The 15,340-nt window shown below is 71.1% G+C and carries 16 protein-coding genes; 4 read left to right on the top strand and 12 right to left on the bottom strand.

The window, feature by feature from the left end; translation table 11 throughout:
- Nucleotides 1–80 precede the first annotated feature (80 nt).
- The 6 genes from I4I82_RS05125 to I4I82_RS05100 form a co-directional block, all read right to left on the bottom strand.
- The gene (locus tag I4I82_RS05125; protein ID WP_218595329.1) at nt 81–773 is read right to left on the bottom strand and encodes a hypothetical protein; all 693 of its coding nucleotides are present in this window, start codon (nt 771–773) and stop codon (nt 81–83) included.
- A gap of 76 nt (nt 774–849) precedes the next feature.
- On the bottom strand, nt 850–1,515 hold the full coding sequence (locus I4I82_RS05120) for a response regulator transcription factor (protein WP_218595328.1): 666 nt from the start codon (nt 1,513–1,515) through the stop codon (nt 850–852).
- Nucleotides 1,512–3,029: a sensor histidine kinase gene (locus tag I4I82_RS05115; RefSeq protein WP_226369883.1), complete on the bottom strand. Its 1,518-nt coding sequence runs from the start codon at nt 3,027–3,029 to the stop codon at nt 1,512–1,514. The genes I4I82_RS05120 and I4I82_RS05115 overlap by 4 nt, the downstream gene beginning before the upstream one ends.
- 473 nt (nt 3,030–3,502) lie before the next feature.
- On the bottom strand, nt 3,503–4,555 hold the full coding sequence (locus I4I82_RS05110) for a hemolysin family protein (protein ID WP_218595327.1): 1,053 nt from the start codon (nt 4,553–4,555) through the stop codon (nt 3,503–3,505).
- Nucleotides 4,548–5,876, bottom strand: a complete 1,329-nt coding sequence (locus tag I4I82_RS05105; RefSeq protein ID WP_226369882.1) for a hemolysin family protein — start codon at nt 5,874–5,876, stop codon at nt 4,548–4,550. Before I4I82_RS05105 ends, I4I82_RS05110 begins: the two co-directional genes overlap by 8 nt.
- Before the next feature lie 253 nt (nt 5,877–6,129).
- Nucleotides 6,130–7,485 (bottom strand): MBL fold metallo-hydrolase, encoded by a 1,356-nt coding sequence (locus I4I82_RS05100; RefSeq protein WP_218595326.1) that lies wholly within the window; start codon nt 7,483–7,485, stop codon nt 6,130–6,132.
- A 197-nt stretch (nt 7,486–7,682) separates the two neighbouring features.
- Between I4I82_RS05100 and I4I82_RS05095 the strand changes: the two genes are divergently transcribed.
- On the top strand, nt 7,683–8,876 hold the full coding sequence (locus I4I82_RS05095; protein ID WP_218595325.1) for an NAD(P)/FAD-dependent oxidoreductase: 1,194 nt from the start codon (nt 7,683–7,685) through the stop codon (nt 8,874–8,876).
- Between the two features lie 28 nt (nt 8,877–8,904).
- Here I4I82_RS05095 and I4I82_RS05090 read toward each other — a convergent pair whose 3' ends face one another.
- A complete protein-coding gene (locus I4I82_RS05090) occupies nt 8,905–9,081 on the bottom strand; it encodes a hypothetical protein (RefSeq protein ID WP_218590856.1) in 177 nt (58 codons plus the stop codon).
- Nucleotides 9,082–9,611: 530 nt separating this feature from the next.
- On the opposite strand from I4I82_RS05090, the gene I4I82_RS05080 reads away from it, so the two are divergent.
- From I4I82_RS05080 to I4I82_RS05070, 3 genes are read left to right on the top strand one after another with little or no spacing between them, the layout of a single operon-like run.
- Nucleotides 9,612–9,809, top strand: coding sequence for a hypothetical protein (locus I4I82_RS05080; protein ID WP_218590868.1), 198 nt, complete (start codon nt 9,612–9,614; stop codon nt 9,807–9,809).
- Nucleotides 9,809–10,150 (top strand): rhodanese-like domain-containing protein, encoded by a 342-nt coding sequence (locus I4I82_RS05075; protein WP_218596430.1) that lies wholly within the window; start codon nt 9,809–9,811, stop codon nt 10,148–10,150. Before I4I82_RS05080 ends, I4I82_RS05075 begins: the two co-directional genes overlap by 1 nt.
- Nucleotides 10,150–11,001 carry a sulfite exporter TauE/SafE family protein gene (locus I4I82_RS05070; protein ID WP_218595324.1) on the top strand — a complete coding sequence of 284 codons (852 nt, stop codon included), beginning with the start codon at nt 10,150–10,152 and terminating at the stop codon, nt 10,999–11,001. The genes I4I82_RS05075 and I4I82_RS05070 overlap by 1 nt, the downstream gene beginning before the upstream one ends.
- On the opposite strand, the gene I4I82_RS34860 is transcribed toward I4I82_RS05070, so the two are convergent.
- The 5 genes from I4I82_RS34860 to I4I82_RS05045 form a co-directional block, all read right to left on the bottom strand.
- Nucleotides 10,952–11,776 carry a TSUP family transporter gene (locus I4I82_RS34860; RefSeq protein WP_225921037.1) on the bottom strand — a complete coding sequence of 275 codons (825 nt, stop codon included), beginning with the start codon at nt 11,774–11,776 and terminating at the stop codon, nt 10,952–10,954. The two genes, I4I82_RS05070 and I4I82_RS34860, sit on opposite strands and share 50 nt — an antisense overlap.
- 101 nt (nt 11,777–11,877) lie before the next feature.
- Entirely contained in the window at nt 11,878–13,314 is a 1,437-nt protein-coding gene (locus I4I82_RS05060; protein WP_218595322.1) for an MBL fold metallo-hydrolase, read from the bottom strand.
- 130 nt (nt 13,315–13,444) lie between these two features.
- On the bottom strand, nt 13,445–13,846 hold the full coding sequence (locus I4I82_RS05055; protein ID WP_226369881.1) for a DUF302 domain-containing protein: 402 nt from the start codon (nt 13,844–13,846) through the stop codon (nt 13,445–13,447).
- A gap of 74 nt (nt 13,847–13,920) precedes the next feature.
- Complete coding sequence (locus I4I82_RS05050; RefSeq protein ID WP_218595321.1) at nt 13,921–14,229, bottom strand: rhodanese-like domain-containing protein; 309 nt, start codon at nt 14,227–14,229, stop codon at nt 13,921–13,923.
- Between the two features lie 100 nt (nt 14,230–14,329).
- Nucleotides 14,330–14,596 (bottom strand): metal-sensitive transcriptional regulator, encoded by a 267-nt coding sequence (locus I4I82_RS05045; protein ID WP_218595320.1) that lies wholly within the window; start codon nt 14,594–14,596, stop codon nt 14,330–14,332.
- Between the last annotated feature and the right edge of the window lie 744 nt (nt 14,597–15,340).

The raw sequence follows: 15,340 nt of genomic DNA, 5'->3' as shown, positions 1-15,340 counted from the left end.
GCTCACCCACCCCGGAGATGCCGAACGCCCGGCCGGAGCCCGGCCGGGCGTTCGTCAGGTCTGCACGAGGGGGTGCGGGATCAGTCCTCCTCGGACTCGGACCCCTCCTCGCCGTCGGAGTCGCCGCCGTCGGAGTCGCCGCCGTCGTCCGACGCACTGTCGTCCGACGCACTGTCGTCCGAGGCGGCCGACCGCTGATCGGATCCGCCGTCGTCGTCCGCGGTCTCGGCATCCACCTCGCCGGACCCACCGGACTCCCCGGACCCCTCCTCGCCGTCGCCGGAGTCCCCGTCGCCGGAGTCCCCGTCGCCGGAGTCCCCGTCACCCGGGTCTGCATCGCCGGAGTCGTCGCCGCCCAGGTCCGCGTCCTCAACGGCGTCCGGGACCCCGCCGCCGTCGCCCGCGTCCTCCTCGGGGCCGGTGGCGCCACCGGCCCCGGACGTCGACGGGGTGCCGGCACCGGGTGCGGACCCCATGCCGGCCACCCCCGGTGCCGCAGGGGCCGAGGCGGTCGACGGGGACACCCCGGGTGCGAAGGACAGTTCCCCGGGCGCGGGTGGGACGGCACCGGTCGCCGTCGGCACGCCGCTGAGCAGCTCGGGGATCTGCGGGACCGTGCCGCCACCGATGGTGGTGTCGTCGGCCGACTGGACCACGGCGGTCCCACCGGCGAACCAGCCGTCCGCCAGGCCCCACGTCGCCGCACCGGCGACGAGCGGGAGAGCGAGAACGGTCGCCAGGACGCCACGCTGTCGTCTGGTGTTGCTCTTCACCGGTTCCACACCATCCAGCGTGACGTCGCATCCGCAAGCACGCATGAAGGTCGCATGAAGGTTCCTTCATGTCGGCTCATCCGCACCGGTACCCCATCCCGCGTACCGTCGTGATCTTCTCGGCGCCGATCTTGCGGCGCAGCTGGCGGATGTAGACGTCGACGACGTTGGAGCCCGGGTCGAAGTCGAATCCCCACACGTGGTCGAGCATCTGCTCCCGGGACAGGACCTGCCCTGGATGCCGCAGCAGCAGCTCCAGCAGCGCGAACTCACGCGCGCTCAGGTCGACGGTGCGGTGGTCGTCGGTCTGGGCCCGGCGGGTGCGCAGGTCCAGCGACAGGCCGTCGATGCTGAGCAGGGTCGGTTCGGCGACGCTGCCCGGCGCGCTGCGTAGCCGCAGCCGTACGCGGGCCAGGAGTTCCTCGAAGCGGAACGGCTTGGTCATGTAGTCGTCGGCTCCGCCCTCCAGCCCGGCGACGGTGTCCCGCACCCCGTCGCGGGCGGTGAGGATCACCACCGGCATGGCGATGCGCGCCTCCCGCAGCTCGCGCAGCACCGCGTAGCCGTCGCGACCGGGCAGCCCGATGTCGAGGACCATCAGCTGGTACTGCCCGGACAGGGCGTGGTCCAGCGCGGCGTGGCCGTCCCCGACCATGCTGGTGAGGAAGCCGTTGGCGCGCAGGCCCTTGTCGACGAACCGCGCGATGCGATCCTCGTCCTCGGCGATCAGGATGCGGTTCACGCCGTGCTGTCCTCTCGGTCGTCGATGCGTTCGTGGTAGCCGACGGGCTGCGGCAGGTGCAGGGAGAATCGCGCGCCGTGGCCGTGGACCGTCCGAAGTTCCACGTGTCCGCCGTGAGCCTGAGCGATCGCCGTGACGATCGTCAGGCCGAGTCCGGCACCCGTGTGGTTGGCCCGTGCCCCACCGGTGGAGCCGCGGGAGAAGCGCTGGAAGATGGCTTCGGCGTCCTCGGGCCGCACCCCGGGGCCGGTGTCGTCGATCCAGAAGGAGACCTCGGAGGCGGTCACCGCGGAACCGAACCGGATCACGTCGCCGGGCCGGGTGTGGACGACGGCGTTGTGCGCGAGCTGGATGACCCCCTGGGTCACGCGTTGCGCGTCCACGAGCCCCTCGCCCTCGGCGATGGACTCCAGTTCCCAGCGCCGGTCACCGAGCACGCTCAACTTGGCGTGGATGTCGCTGGTGAGGTCGACCAGCCCCACCTCGTCCGCGATCACGAAGTCGGGGCGTTCGGCCTTCGCGAGCAGCAGCAGGTCCTCGACGATCCGGCTCATGCGGTCGAGCTCGTCGGTGCACAGCCGCACGACCTCCGCACGCTCCTGCGGATCGTCGTCGTCGACGAACTCCAGGTTCCCTCGGATGATCGTGATCGGGGTCCGCAGCTCGTGACTGGCGTCGTCGAGGAACTGGCGCTGCGCACGGAAGGCGTGCTCGAGCCGATCGAGCATCCCGTTGAACTGGTCGGACAGTGCGGCGATGTCGTCGTGGCCCTCGACCGCGATCCGCTCGGTGAGGTCGTCGTGGCTGATCTGCGCCGCCGCTCGCCGCACGAGGTTGACCGGCTCGAGGATCTGACCGGACACCACCCAGGACGCCACCGCCGCGACGAACAGCCCGATCCCGCTGACCAGCACCAGCGTGCGGATCGTGTCGTCGATCTCGCGGGCCTCGCGGTCGATCGCGTAGGCGACGATGAACGTGCCGTCCGGCCCGCCCAGCTCGTCGACCACGGGCACCTTGACCCAGCGGAGCCGGCCGTCCCGCGTCTGGAGGATGTCGGTGGTGGCCGCGCTCTCGAGGATCTGTTGCCAGCGGTTGTCGCGCTCGGCCAGCGCGATCGCCTCCCGGCCCCGTTGCGGCACGATCGTGCCGTCGGCGGTGACGCCGAGCACGATCTCGTCGTCGTCGAGGAACTGGCGTGAGATGTGGCGTTCCAGTAGGTCGGTGCCGTTCTCGTACCGCGCCCCGGTCTCCTGGTCGACACCCGCCGTGGCGAACTGCCTGAACTCGGCGGCCTCCTGGTTCAGCGCGTCGGTCGCGTCGCTCTGGGCCTCGGCGAGGAGCAGGTTGCGGGTCACGATCACGACCGTCACCAGGGCGACCAGCAGCAGCAGCACCAGCCACGCCATGATCCGCAGCCGGGCCGGGACGACCAGCCGGCGGCGGCGGGCCGCCGCCCGGCGCGGGATCTCGTGGGAGGAGTGGAGATCGCGGGTCGAGACGTGCGTCAGCACAGGCGAGTCGACGTGACCGGCCGGCCGCGTGTCCCGCACCCGCTCCTCGTGAACCACAGTCCCCGCATCCTGCCTGGCAGTCGGCCCCGAAGCCCGTTCGATGAGGAGTTCTTCATCTTCCGTGGGTCCGTCAGCGGGCGGCAGCCCTCGTCTCGGCCGTCGGGTGGAAGGAGCACGGCTGCCACCGCCAGCGCTCATCAGTAGCGCGACCCCCGCGAGGACGCCCGGCCACGACGGTGCGATATGCAGGAGGACCGCTCCGGCCGCGACCGCGGTCCACCCGGTGCGCTGCCGGGCCAAGGCGGTGCGCCCGCCGGGGCGGCCGCCGTGTCAGCGGCTCACCAGCAGCACCGCCGGCCCGTCGCACAGCAGATCGGAGTGTCAGCCCCGCACCAGGCCGGCCAGTGCCACCTCGCCCGCGATCAGGGCCGACGAGGTGCGGATCCAGGCCAGGAAGGGGCACCGGCCCGGGCTCACGTGCCACGTCGGGGCACCACGGGTGCGGCGGCCCCGTCGCTGATGTGCCCGACCAGCCGCTCCAGCACGTCCTCCAGTGCGACCACCCCGGCGAGCTCGCCGTCGGGGCCGGTGACGGCGGCCAGGTGCGCACCGGCGTCGCGCATCACGGTCAGCGCATCCCGCAGCGGGTCGTCCCGGCGCAGCGCGGGCAACGGACGGGCGAGCTCACCGGCCGTCCTCGTGTCCCCGCGGCGGTGCAGGGCGTCCTTGACGTGCAGGTACCCGACCGGATCGCCGTCGAGGCCGATCACCGGGAACCGGGAGAACCCGCTGCCCGCCGTGGCTTCCTGGACCTGGACACCGGTGGCGTCGGCGTCGATCACGACGAGCCCGTCGCGGGGGAGGACCACGGAGCCCACGGTCAGCTCCTCGAACTCCAGTGCCCCGGTCAGCAGGTCCTCCTCGTCGTCGTCGAGCAGTCCCTGCTGGCGCGACTCGGCGATCAGGCCGGCCACCTCGTCGGAGGTGAACGTGGTCGCGACCTCGTCGCGCGGGGTCACCTTCATCAGCTTCAGCACCAGGTTCGACGTCCCGTTGAGCAGGAGGATCGCCGGCTTGAGAACCGAGGTGATGAGCGCCAGTGGCGGGCCCAGTACGAGCGCGGCGCGCTCGGGCCCGGCGATGGCGATGTTCTTGGGCACCATCTCGCCCAGCACCATGTGCAGGAACACCACGATCGACAGCGCGATGGTGAACGAGACCGGGTAGACCAGCGGCTCCGGCAGCCCGACTGCTGCGAACGGCACCTCCAGCAGGTGCGCCACGGCCGGTTCGCCGATCGCGCCCAGGCCCAGCGAGCACGCCGTGATGCCGAGTTGCGCGCACGCCATGTTCAGCGAGACCTTCTCCATCGCCCGCAGGGTGATCGTCGCGGCGCGTGAACCGCGTTCCGCGCGGGGCTCGATCTGGGTGCGCCGCGCGGAGATCAGGGCGAACTCCGCTCCGACGAAGAACGCGTTGGCCGCCAGCAGCACCAGTGCGACGAGTATCGCGGCACCGTCATCCACCGGCCTGCTCCTCCTCGTCCACGACCATGCGCACGCGGTCCACCCGCCAGCCGTCCATCGCCTCCACACGCAGGTGGACACGGCGGCCGTCGACCTCCTCGACGACCGCGTCACCGGTCTGCGGGACCCGGCCGAGGCGGTCGACGACGAGACCACCGAGGCTGTCGAAGTCAGGTCCCTCGGGCAGATGCACCTCGGTGAGCTCCCCGACCTCGTCGGGCCGTAACAGCCCCGACAGGGTCCAGACGCCGTCCCCCGTGCGGAAGGCGCGGTCCTCGCGCGGGTCGTGCTCGTCGGCGATCTCCCCGACGATCTCCTCGATGAGATCCTCCAGGGTGACCACCCCTGCGGTGCCGCCGTACTCGTCGACGACCACGGCCATCTGCAGGCCCTGGCCGCGCAGCAGCGGCAGCAGCGGGTCGAGCTCCTGACTGCCCGGTACCGGGAGCGGGTCGACCATCAGGTCGGCGACGGTGCGGGTGCCCCGTTCCCGCTCCGGTACGGCGAGCGCGTGCTTGACGTGCACGGTCCCGACGACGCTGTCGACGCCACCGCGCAGCACCGGGAACCGGGAGTAGCCGCTGCGGTCCACGGCGTCGAGCACGGCGTCGGCCGTGTCGGTGGTGGCCAGGAACGTCACTTGGAAGCGTGGTGTCATGACGTCGGCGGCGGTGCGTTCGCCGAAGGCCAGCGAGCGGGAGACCAGCTCCGCGGTGGGTCCGGCCAGCATTCCCTCCTGCGCCGACCGGCGGACCAGCGACTCCAGTTCCTGAGGGGCACGGGCCGAGCGGAGCTCCTCCTGCGGCTCGATCCCGAACAGTCGCACGATCCGGTTGGCGGTGCCGTTGAGGAAGCCCAGCAGCGGGCCGGCCACCCGGGAGAAGGCCTGCTGCGGCCCGGCGACCGCTCTCGCGACGGGCAGCGGGCGCGCGATGGCGAGGTTCTTCGGCACGAGTTCGCCGAAGACCATCTGCACGAACGTCGCGAGCACCAGGGCCAGCGTGATCGAGACGGCGAGTGCGGTCGCCTCCGGGAGCCCGGCCACGGTCAGGAGGGGCCCGATCAGGCTCGCCAGCGACGGCTCGGCGAGGAACCCGACGAGGAGACTGGTCACGGTGATGCCCAGCTGGGCTCCCGACAACTGGGTCGACAGCGAGCGCAGTGCCGCCAGCACGCCCTCGGCCCTGGGGTCGCCGTCCCGGGTCGCACGCTCCACGGTGGAACGGTCGACGGTGACCAGGCTGAACTCGGCCGCGACGAACAGCGCATTGGCCGCGACGAGGACCAACGCGACGACCAGCAGCACCCACTCGATCACCACGGCGGGCTCAGCGGTCCGGGATGGCTCATGGACCCCATGAAATCGGACATGCGGGACTTCTGCTCGCTCGGGTCCGTGGTGATGCGCATGACCGGTAGGCGATGGTGACACTTGCGTCGCTCGGGTCCGCTCGTAGCGGGCTCGATGAACAGTCCCGCACCCCGCGTCCAGGGGTCGACGCTCCCGATCCGCGCGAGGTCGATAGAGCCACGTCGACCGCTGGAGCGATGTGAGGTGAGGAGCGAGGCGCTCCCTACTCGGTGAGGCCGAGCTCCTGGGCGTGCGGGAACTCGTCGGCGATGAGGACGACGTCGAATCCGGCGCGGTCGAGCAGGCTGGCGCCGATGGAGGCGCGGTAGGCGCTCTGGCAGTGCACCCACAGCTGCCGGACGGGCAGCTCGCCGAGCCGGTCGGCGAGCTCGGGCAGGGGGATGTGCAGCGCGCCGCGGATGTGCGCGACGGCGTGCTCGTCGTCGCGGCGGACGTCGACGATCACGCGGTCCTCGTCGCGGCCGCTGCGAAGGTCGTCGAAGGTGGCGGCGGGGTAGCTGCGGGTGGGTCGGCCGTCGGCCAGGGCGTCGATGGTTCCGGTGGCTCGGCCCTCCGGGCGGTCGATGCCGATCCGCACGAGTTGGCGCTGCGCGTCGGCGACCTGTTCGGTGTTCTCACCGATCAGCGTGAGCGGGGTGTTCCAGGGGATGACCCAGCCGAGCCACGTCGCGAACTGCGGGCCCAGGCCGATGCCGATGCTGCCGGTGAGGTGCTCGGCGGCGTAGGCGGTCCGGTCGCGCAGGTCCACGACCCATTCGCCGGCGGCGATGCGTTCTGCGAGCTCGCGGGGCTGGAGCGTGGGTAGTGGAGAGAGGTCGATCGGCCCGGGTCCGGCGAGGTTGGCGGGGGCCATGTGGGCGTAGTAGGCCGGGTACGCGGTCAGTCCGGCGACCAGGCGCGTGACGAAGGTGTCCTCGTCGGCTTCCAGCACAGCGTCATTGCGCGCCCGCTCGTCGGCGATGGTGCCGCTCGGTCCGCCGACCGCGGGGCCGGCGGAGCAGAAGCTGCCGAAGCCGTGCGTGGGGTACACCGCAGCCTCTCCCGGCAAGCTCGCGGCGAGATGACGGGCCGAGTGGTACTGGGCCCGGGTGAGCTCGTCCGTATGGGCGGGATCGACGAGGTCCGTGCGTCCGACACTGCCGTAGAGCAGCGATCCACCGGTGAACACCGCCGGTGCGGTGGACGGGTCACCGGCACTGATGACGTAGGCGAGGTGGGTGAACGTGTGTCCGGGGGTCGCGACGACCCGGACGGTCATGTTCCCCGCGGTCAGCTCGTCGCCCGCGCGGACCGCCGTGCGGTCGAAGGTGACGGGGTCGTCGGCGTTGACCACGTAGCGGGCGCCGGTGCGAGCGGCGAGCTGGTGCCCACCGGTGACGTAGTCGTTGTGGATGTGGGTCTCGACGACCAGCGCCAGGGTGAGGCCGCGCTCGGCGAGCAGGGCTTCGATGCGGTCGATGTCGCGCTGAGGGTCGACGACAATCGCGACGACGCCATCGTGCGCGAGGTAGCTCCGGTCTCCGAGCTCTTCAGTGGCAATCACTTCGACGTTCAGCATGCGGACCCTCCGCTCAAATGTCCGTACAACTTGCCGCTGACGGTATGCCCTGCAGCACGATGCGGTCAACTGAGGCGCGGCCAAACGGGCAGAACCCGCCGGGTCGGCAGGACGACCGGAGGATGAGCCGTCTTGTTATCCCAACTGTTGGTCGCTACGGTCACATGTCCGTACATTCAGCCGGAAGGGGTCGGGCCATGGCACGGCACAAGATCGTCATCGTCGGTGGAGGCAGCGCCGGTCTCACCGTCGCCGCTCGACTGCGGCGCCAGGGCCAGACCGATGTCGCCGTCATCGATCCCGCGTCGACGCACTACTACCAGCCCCTGTGGACGCTCGTCGGCGGCGGGCGGGCACCGGTGGAGGCCAGCGCGAAGCCCCAGTCGAAGGTCATGCCCAAGGGCGTGACGTGGATCCAGCGCGCAGCGGTCGGTGTCGACCCCGACACGAAGGAGGTCGCCCTCGACGACGGCTCACACGTCGGCTACGAGTACCTGGTCATGTGTCCGGGCATCCAGCTGGACTGGGAGAAGATCACCGGACTCGGGCACACGCTGGGTCGCGACGGAGTATCGAGCAACTACCTCTACGAGCTCGCGCCGGCGACGTGGAAGTTCATCCGCGAGACGAGGTCCGGCACGGCGGTGTTCACCATGCCGGCCGGGCCGATCAAGTGCGCAGGCGCTCCGCAGAAGATCGCCTACCTCGCCGCCGACTACTGGCGCGAGCAGGGCGTGCTGGACAAGATGGACATCCACCTCGTCCTGCCCACCCCGGGCATGTTCGGGGTGAAGGAGTTCTCCGACGTCCTGGTCGGCGTGGCGAAGCGCTACGGCATCACGGTGCACCTGCAGAGCGAGGCGATCAGCGTCAACTCGGACGCTCGAGAGGTCACCATCGCCGATCGCGCCAACGACTCCGAGGCCACGCTCGGATACGACGTCATGCACATGGTCCCGCCGCAGTCGGCGCCGGACTGGGTGGAGAAGACGTCTCTCGCCGACCCGGCCAGTCCGGCCGGCTACATCGAGATCGACAAGCACACGATGCAGCACACCCGGTACCCGGACGTGTTCGCGCTGGGCGACGCCGGATCGAGTCCGAACTCCAAGACCGGTGCCGCGATCCGGAAGCAGGCCCCGGTGGTGGTCGCGAACCTGGTCGACGTCATGGCAGGCAGGGCGCCGTCCGCGCGCTACGAGGGGTACGCGTCGTGCCCTCTGACCACGTCACGACACTCGATGCTGCTCGCGGAGTTCGACTACTCCATGAAGCCGAAGCCGTCGATCCCGGTGATCAACACGATCAAGGAGCGGCGCGACATGTGGTACCTCAAGCGGTACGGACTCCCCGCGCTCTACTGGCAGGGAATGCTGCGGGGAGTCGCCTGACCGCCGGATCCGTCGTCGGTAGGGCTGGTCAGAACGGTACCGACGCAGTGTGCGCAGCGCGCACCGCGTCGGCGATCCGATCCAGGACACCGCGGCAGGGAGCGTCGGCCGCTGTACCGCCGTCGTTCTCCGCGACAGGCGTCACCGGTGCCGGGGGGCTGCGCACCGCGGCGTTGGACCTGAACAGGCTGTCGATCGTGCTCATGTGGCTGGAGCCTTCTGGTGGTCGGGCGAGGTGACCGGGTCCTGGGCTTCCAGGACCGCGGGGTCAACGGGACTCGGAGTCCGCCCGACAGCGACGATCGTCGACCGACAGCTGGTCCATCGCCAACAGGCACACGCAGAACGTGTGTCGTGTCGAGGACGTCGCTGCGGTCACCCGCCCATTCCAGCACCCCGATCGGGGTTCGAGCAACGCATCGGCGGCCTCACCTCACTGCGCGCTTGCTCGCCGGACTAAATGACCGTACATTCAACCAACGGTTCCGACATGTGGTGGAGGTGTGTCGGTGAGCGACAGCGAGGACCCGGTGGTTCCGTCGCGGGCGGGCGAATCCCTCTGGCTGCAACTGCTCGCCGACCTCCGCCGGCGCATGGAGGTGACGGCGTTCGACCGTCACTTCCCCGGCGAGAAGGCACTGGCGCACCACTACGGGGTCAGCCGGCACACCGTCCGCCGAGCGCTGCTCGTGCTGCGTGAGACGCCCAGCAGGCGCTGCTCGGGATCACCCCGAGGTGGCGCTGTTCGCGATCGAGCGCGTCGGCAGCTCGAACGGCGAACTCGTCGAGCTGCGGCACACCTCGGTCCGGGGCGACCGCGTCTCCGTCACTGCCGAGGTCGCCCCCCACCCGGGACGGTCCCCCGCGGAGCGCCCCCACCTCGCCCTGATCACGCCGGCCCGCGACACCATCTCCTGGAAGGACACCCGCTGATGACCACCGCCGATCCCATCGCCGAGATCGATCCGTCAGCTGCGCACGACCTGGCCTCGGCCGGCGCCCTGCTCCTCGACGTCCGCGAACCCGAGGAATGGCGGATCGGACACATCGCCGACGCCGTCCACATCCCCCTGGGCGACCTGCGGCCCGAGTCCCTTCCGCGCGACCGGGTCGTGATCGCGGTGTGTCGTTCGGGCAACCGGTCCGGCAAGGCGACTGCCGCGCTCACCGCGGCCGGTGTCGACGTCCGCAACATGGCCGGCGGGATGAAGGCCTGGGCCGATGCAGGGCTCCCGGTCACCACCGACGACGGCACACCGGGCGCGGTCGGCTGATGCTGTTCCTGGCGGCGGGGCTCGGCCTGGTGATGGGCCTGGTCATCGGGGCGCTCGGCGGCGGCGGCGGAGTACTGACCGTCCCGCTGCTGGTCTACGCGCTCGGCGTCACCGCCCAGAGCGCGACCACCAGCAGCATCATCATCGTCGGCATCACCGCACTCGTCGGCACCCTCGCCCGCATCCGCGGCGGGGGGATCGACTGGCGGACCGGCCTGATCTTCGGGGCTCTCGGCATCCCCTCCGCCTTCCTCGGAACCCTGCTCAACCGCAACGTCGACCAGCAGGTACTGCTCCTGGCCTTCGCCGCGGTCACCGTGCTCGCCGCCACAGCGATGTTGATCAACAGTCGACCCGAGGCCGAGAAGCCGGCACAGCCGGCCGATGGGTCGACGCCCTGCGAACCGTCCGGTGGCGGCACCGTAGCGACCGCAACGCGGTCCACAGCCGGGCCGACGAGGGCCCGCCGCCGGTTCCTCGTCACCGCGGTCAAGGTGGTGCTGAGCGGCATCGTCGTCGGGTTCATGACCGGGTTCCTCGGCGTCGGTGGCGGGTTCCTGGTGGTCCCAGCGCTCGTGATCATCCTGCGGATGCCCATGACCGCGGCCATCGGCACATCGTTGCTGATCATCACCCTCAACGCGGTGACGTCGATGGCGTCGCGGCTGGGCTCCCCGCTGGATCTCGATTGGCGGATCGTCGTCCCGTTCACGGTGCTCGCCGTGGTCGGCAGCTTCCTGGGCAAGCGAGTCGCAGACCGGCTCTCCGGGCAACTCCTCACCAGGGCTTTCGCGATCATGCTCATCCTGGTCGGCGGTTTCGTCGCCGCCGAGGCGCTCGGTCTTCTCTGAGGCCGCGACCCGACTGACGGTTGCCGGCGGGTAGAGGTGAGTAGACGCCGTACGACGACTCGAGGCGACAGCGGGTCGTTGCGACCGGTGTGTCGAGCTGCTGCCGATGCGTCACGCTGCTCCCGCGATGGCGGCTCGGACGAGAACGAACGCAGCGACGGCGAAGACGAGGTAGGCGAACCAGTGCTGCAGTCTTGTGGTGGGGATGCGGTGGGCGACGCGGCCGGCGATCAGTGGGCCGAGGACGGCGGTGCCGGCGAAGGCGAGGGTGAGGGCGGGGTCGATCGGGGTGTCGCCCGAGGTGGGCGGCGAATCCGCCGGTGGAGTTGATCACGATCACGGCCAGTGAGGTGGTCGCCGCCGAGCCCATGGGTAGGCCTAGGAGCAGGACGAAGGCGGGGATGATCAGGAAGCCGCCGCCGACGCCGAACAGGCCGGTGAGGAAGCCGACGGTGAGTCCTGCGGCGATGGACTCGGGTAGGCAGCCGCGCCAGTTCACTCCGCCCGCGGGGGGGGCGGGGGGGGGGGGGGGGGACAGTCCCCGCCGACGGTGTCGGTCGCGGTGAGCATGCGGATCCCGGCGGCGATCATCAGCAGGGCGAGGCCGGCGAGGGTCAGGCGGGGGTCGAGCAGGCGGTACTGACCGCGGCCCCGGCGAAGGCCGCACCGGCCCCGTCAGGCCGAAGATGCCGGCGATGTGCCAGCGGATCTGCCCGGCGCCCGGTCGTGGGATCAGCGCGGCGGCGGAGGAGACCGCGACGACGACCAGCGACATCGGGATCGCCGCGGCGACGGGCACCTCCAGGTCTGCAGGGTGTGCGGGTCGACTGTCCGCCCGGCTCGTTCGTGGTGGAGACGTGGTGGCTCGACGCCATCTCAGGAGCGGGCGGACCCAGGCTGCTCGGTGTGTTCGGGCTGCTCGGTGTGCAGGCCGGCGTCGGTGGCGTGGGTGTAGCTGTCGTCGACCAGGACCAGGTCGCGGCCGGGGCGGTCGAGGATGGATGCGGCGATCGAGGCGCGGTAGCCGGAGCCGCAGTAGACCCACGTCTCGCCGTCGGGGACTTCGTCGGCGCGGTCGGTGAGTTCGTGGATCGGGATGTGGATCGAACCGGTTACCCCACCGGCGGCGCGTTCGTCGTCGCGGCGGGCGTCGAGCACGGTGAAGGCGCCCGGCCGCTCGGCCAGGGCGGCGGCGAGTCCGGGGAAGTCGCTGGTCGGGTAGGAGCGCAGTGGCTGTCGGTCGGCGAGCTCGTCGATCGTGCCGTGCGCGATCCCGGCGAGGCGGTCGATACCGATCCGGACGAGTTCGCGGCGGGCCTGGGTGATCTGCTCGGCCGACTCACCGATCAGGGTCAGCGGGGCACCCCAGGGGTAGAGCCAGCCCAGGTAGGTCAGGAAGTTGGTGGACAGCTCGAAGCCCAGGGAGCCGGCCACGTGCCCGGCGGCGAACGCGGTGCGCTCGCGCAGGTCGACCACCCACTCCCCGGCCTGGATCCGCCCGCGCAGCTCGGCCGGGTCGACCGGCTCGGGCAGCGACAGGTCCACCGGTCCGGCGCCGGCCCGGTTGAGCGGGCCCATGTGGGCGTAGTAGGCGGGGAACGCGCCGAGCCCGGCGATCAGGGTCTCGACGTAGTCCTGCTCCGCCAGGGTCAGCGCGGGGTTGGTCCCGGCCTGGGCGCCCACGGTGGAGGCGTCGCCGCTGGTCGGGGTGGCCGAGCAGAAGCTGCCGAACCCGTGTGTGGGGTAGACCGGGGTGTCGGGGGGCAGTTCGGCGGCCAGTCGGCGCACCGAGTGGTACTGGGCGTGGGTGAGCTGTTCGGTGTCCTCGGGGCGCACCAGGTCGGTGCGGCCGGTGGCGCCGTAGAGCATGGAGCCGCCGGTGAACACGGCATGGGTCTGCCCGTCGGCGTCCTGCAGGACGTAGCTGACGTGGTGGTGGGTGTGGCCGGGGGTGTGCAGCACCCGCAGCCGCATCCGGCCCGCCTCGAGCACGTCGCCGTCGGTGACCGGCTGGTACGGGAACCGCAGCTCGTCGCCCGTTGCGAGCACGTAGGTCGCGCCGGTCGTGCGGGCCAGCTCCAGTCCGCCGGAGACGTAGTCGTTGTGCACGTGGGTCTCGACGACGTGCGACGGCCGCAGCCCGCGCTCGGTGAGCAGTGCGGTGATCCGGTCGATGTCGCGCTGGGGGTCCACCACGACCGCGGTCTCGCCGTCGTGGACGAGGTAGCTGCGGTCGCCCAGGCTCGTGGTCTCGATCGTCTCGACCCGGAACCGTGCCGAGCTCTCGTTCAGGGTGTCGGAAGGTGCGTTCATCGGACTCTCCATTCCCTACCCCGTAGGGTATGTGACGGGTACAGATCTGGCACTGACCTAGGTCGGTCGACCTGGTTGTGGAAGGGGCTGCCGGGGTGGTGGGTCGGTCGGTTCGCGGTACGGGAGCGACCTACTGCTGCAGAGCGTCCAGGACTGCGCTCATCCGACGGTCGGCCTCGTCAGCGATCGGGGCGAGGTCGGGATCGTCGGTCACCGTCGCGAGGAGCTGCGGGTTCATCAGCTCCACGATCGTGGCGACCCGGCCGGTGCGGTCGGTGGCCCGGACGACGACGTTGCACGGCAGCCGGACCCCGATCCGTCGGTCGATGTGCAGCGCGCGCTCGGCGAGCTCGGGGTTGCACGCGCCGAGGACGAGGAAGTCCTCGATGTCGGCGCCACGCTTCTCCTTCATCGTCGCCGTCATGTCGATCTCGGTCAGCACTCCGAAACCCTGAGCGGCCAGAGCCTCGCGAACCCGCTGCGCGACGTCGGTGAAGGGCTGGGAGACGGTGATGGTGCGTGTGATGTCCACGACGCGGAGTCCTTCCTGTTCGGTTCCTCGACGACATCTCTGAGGGAGCTCCGACGTCTCCCGCAGGCGAGTGCTCAGGTGTCGGTCTCGACCCGGCGCCCGCCCTGCATCCAGCCCGCGGTGCCGCCGGCGACCGATGTGGCGTCCGCGCCGGCGGCGTCCAGGATCTGCGCCGCGGCCGCACTGCGGCCCCCGGACTGGCAGATCACGAACACCCGCTCACCGGCGTACCGCACTGCTGCCGCGCCCATCTCGGGCAGAGGCACGTTGACCGCGCCGGGCACGTGCCCCGCGGCGAACTCCTCGGGCGACCGCACGTCCAGCACCTCGACCCCCTCGCGGACCGCAGCGAATCCGTCCACATCGATCTCCTTGACCTGCATCGCACTCTCCTTCTTCAGTGTTTGATACCCCGGGGGGGTATGTGGAAGTCACACGTCGGCGCAGCACGGTGCGTCGACCTCTAGCGGGGGTTGGTCCCGGTCAGGCCAGCGACAGGAACAGACGCTCGAGCTCGGCCTCGTTCACCCGCTGCGAGCCGTTCTCGTCCTCGGCGATGCACTGGCGCAACCCCGTCGAGATGATCTTGAAGCCGGCTTTGTCGAGTGCCTTCGAGGCCGCAGCGAGCTGGGTGACCACATCAGCGCAGTCCCGGCCCTCCTCGATCATGCGGATGATCCCGCCGAGCTGGCCCTGCACCCGCTTGAGCCGAGCCAGTACATCGGTCAACTTGGCTGCGTTCACATCCACGGTAGGCCTCCTTGCGACGGGCCGCGGGTTGCGTACCCCGGGGGGTATGACGCCGCGGTGGCGCGGCTTGTTCCGGACCGCCTGGTACGCGTGGCGCGTCCTGTCCGCCCCGGGCAGTAGCGACGGCCGGCGCGGACACGCAATGACAACAGGGGTCGACGTCGTCGTCCGCTGAAAGCCGCATCGCCGCCCGCGTCCCCTCCGGGGGCGGACGAGGGCGTACCACCGCTGGACCCTGTTCTGGGCCGCTCCGTCCCATGGCTCCGTCACCGACGGTCGGCCCCATCGTTGAGCCGGTAGACAACGAGGGGAGCGTCGTGCCAGGACCGAGGTTCGATCCGGCCACCGGTCGCTGGGTGCTCGACGACGCGCAGCCCTCGGCACCACGGCGTGGCGTCCTCCCGCCGGACCGGGGCCGCGGACACGCGGCCGGACCGTCCACGGACCGCGACCGCCGTCACGGTGTCGAGCGGCCGGGAGCGGGCCGGGACGACCAGGCGCCGCGGGGCGGGCACCGCCGCGCGCCGGAGGCGTCCGGCGACCGGCGCCCGCCCGACGGCGACGACCGGCCGACCGTCCGGCACGCCCGGGCGGTCGGGGCCGACCTCCGCGGTGCTCTGCCCCGGTCGCACGACCGGCAGCCCCCGGAGACGCCGCGGCGCGACCGGGGGCAGACCGGCCACGAGGCACCAGGGAACTCGCCTGCCCGTCCCGATCCCGGGCGCGGCGCGGCCCGCCGGTCCG

The organism is Pseudonocardia oceani, assembly GCF_019263585.2.
Classification (GTDB): Bacteria; Actinomycetota; Actinomycetes; order Mycobacteriales; family Pseudonocardiaceae; genus Pseudonocardia; species Pseudonocardia oceani.
Note: the sequence above shows the minus strand (reverse complement) of the source record. Positions and strands in the feature narration are given on the sequence as shown.

Excerpts from the sequence above, each read along its gene's own strand:
- I4I82_RS05095 (WP_218595325.1), top strand. The coding sequence starts at position 7,683 with ATGGCACGGCACAAGATCGTCATCGTCGGTGGAGGCAGCGCCGGTCTC.
- I4I82_RS05060 (WP_218595322.1), bottom strand. The coding sequence starts at position 13,314 with ATGAACGCACCTTCCGACACCCTGAACGAGAGCTCGGCACGGTTCCGG.
- I4I82_RS05090 (WP_218590856.1), bottom strand. The coding sequence starts at position 9,081 with ATGAGCACGATCGACAGCCTGTTCAGGTCCAACGCCGCGGTGCGCAGC.
- I4I82_RS05075 (WP_218596430.1), top strand. The coding sequence starts at position 9,809 with ATGACCACCGCCGATCCCATCGCCGAGATCGATCCGTCAGCTGCGCAC.
- I4I82_RS05100 (WP_218595326.1), bottom strand. The coding sequence starts at position 7,485 with ATGCTGAACGTCGAAGTGATTGCCACTGAAGAGCTCGGAGACCGGAGC.
- I4I82_RS05070 (WP_218595324.1), top strand. The coding sequence starts at position 10,150 with ATGCTGTTCCTGGCGGCGGGGCTCGGCCTGGTGATGGGCCTGGTCATC.
- I4I82_RS34860 (WP_225921037.1), bottom strand. The coding sequence starts at position 11,776 with ATGTCGCTGGTCGTCGTCGCGGTCTCCTCCGCCGCCGCGCTGATCCCA.
- I4I82_RS05050 (WP_218595321.1), bottom strand. The coding sequence starts at position 14,229 with ATGCAGGTCAAGGAGATCGATGTGGACGGATTCGCTGCGGTCCGCGAG.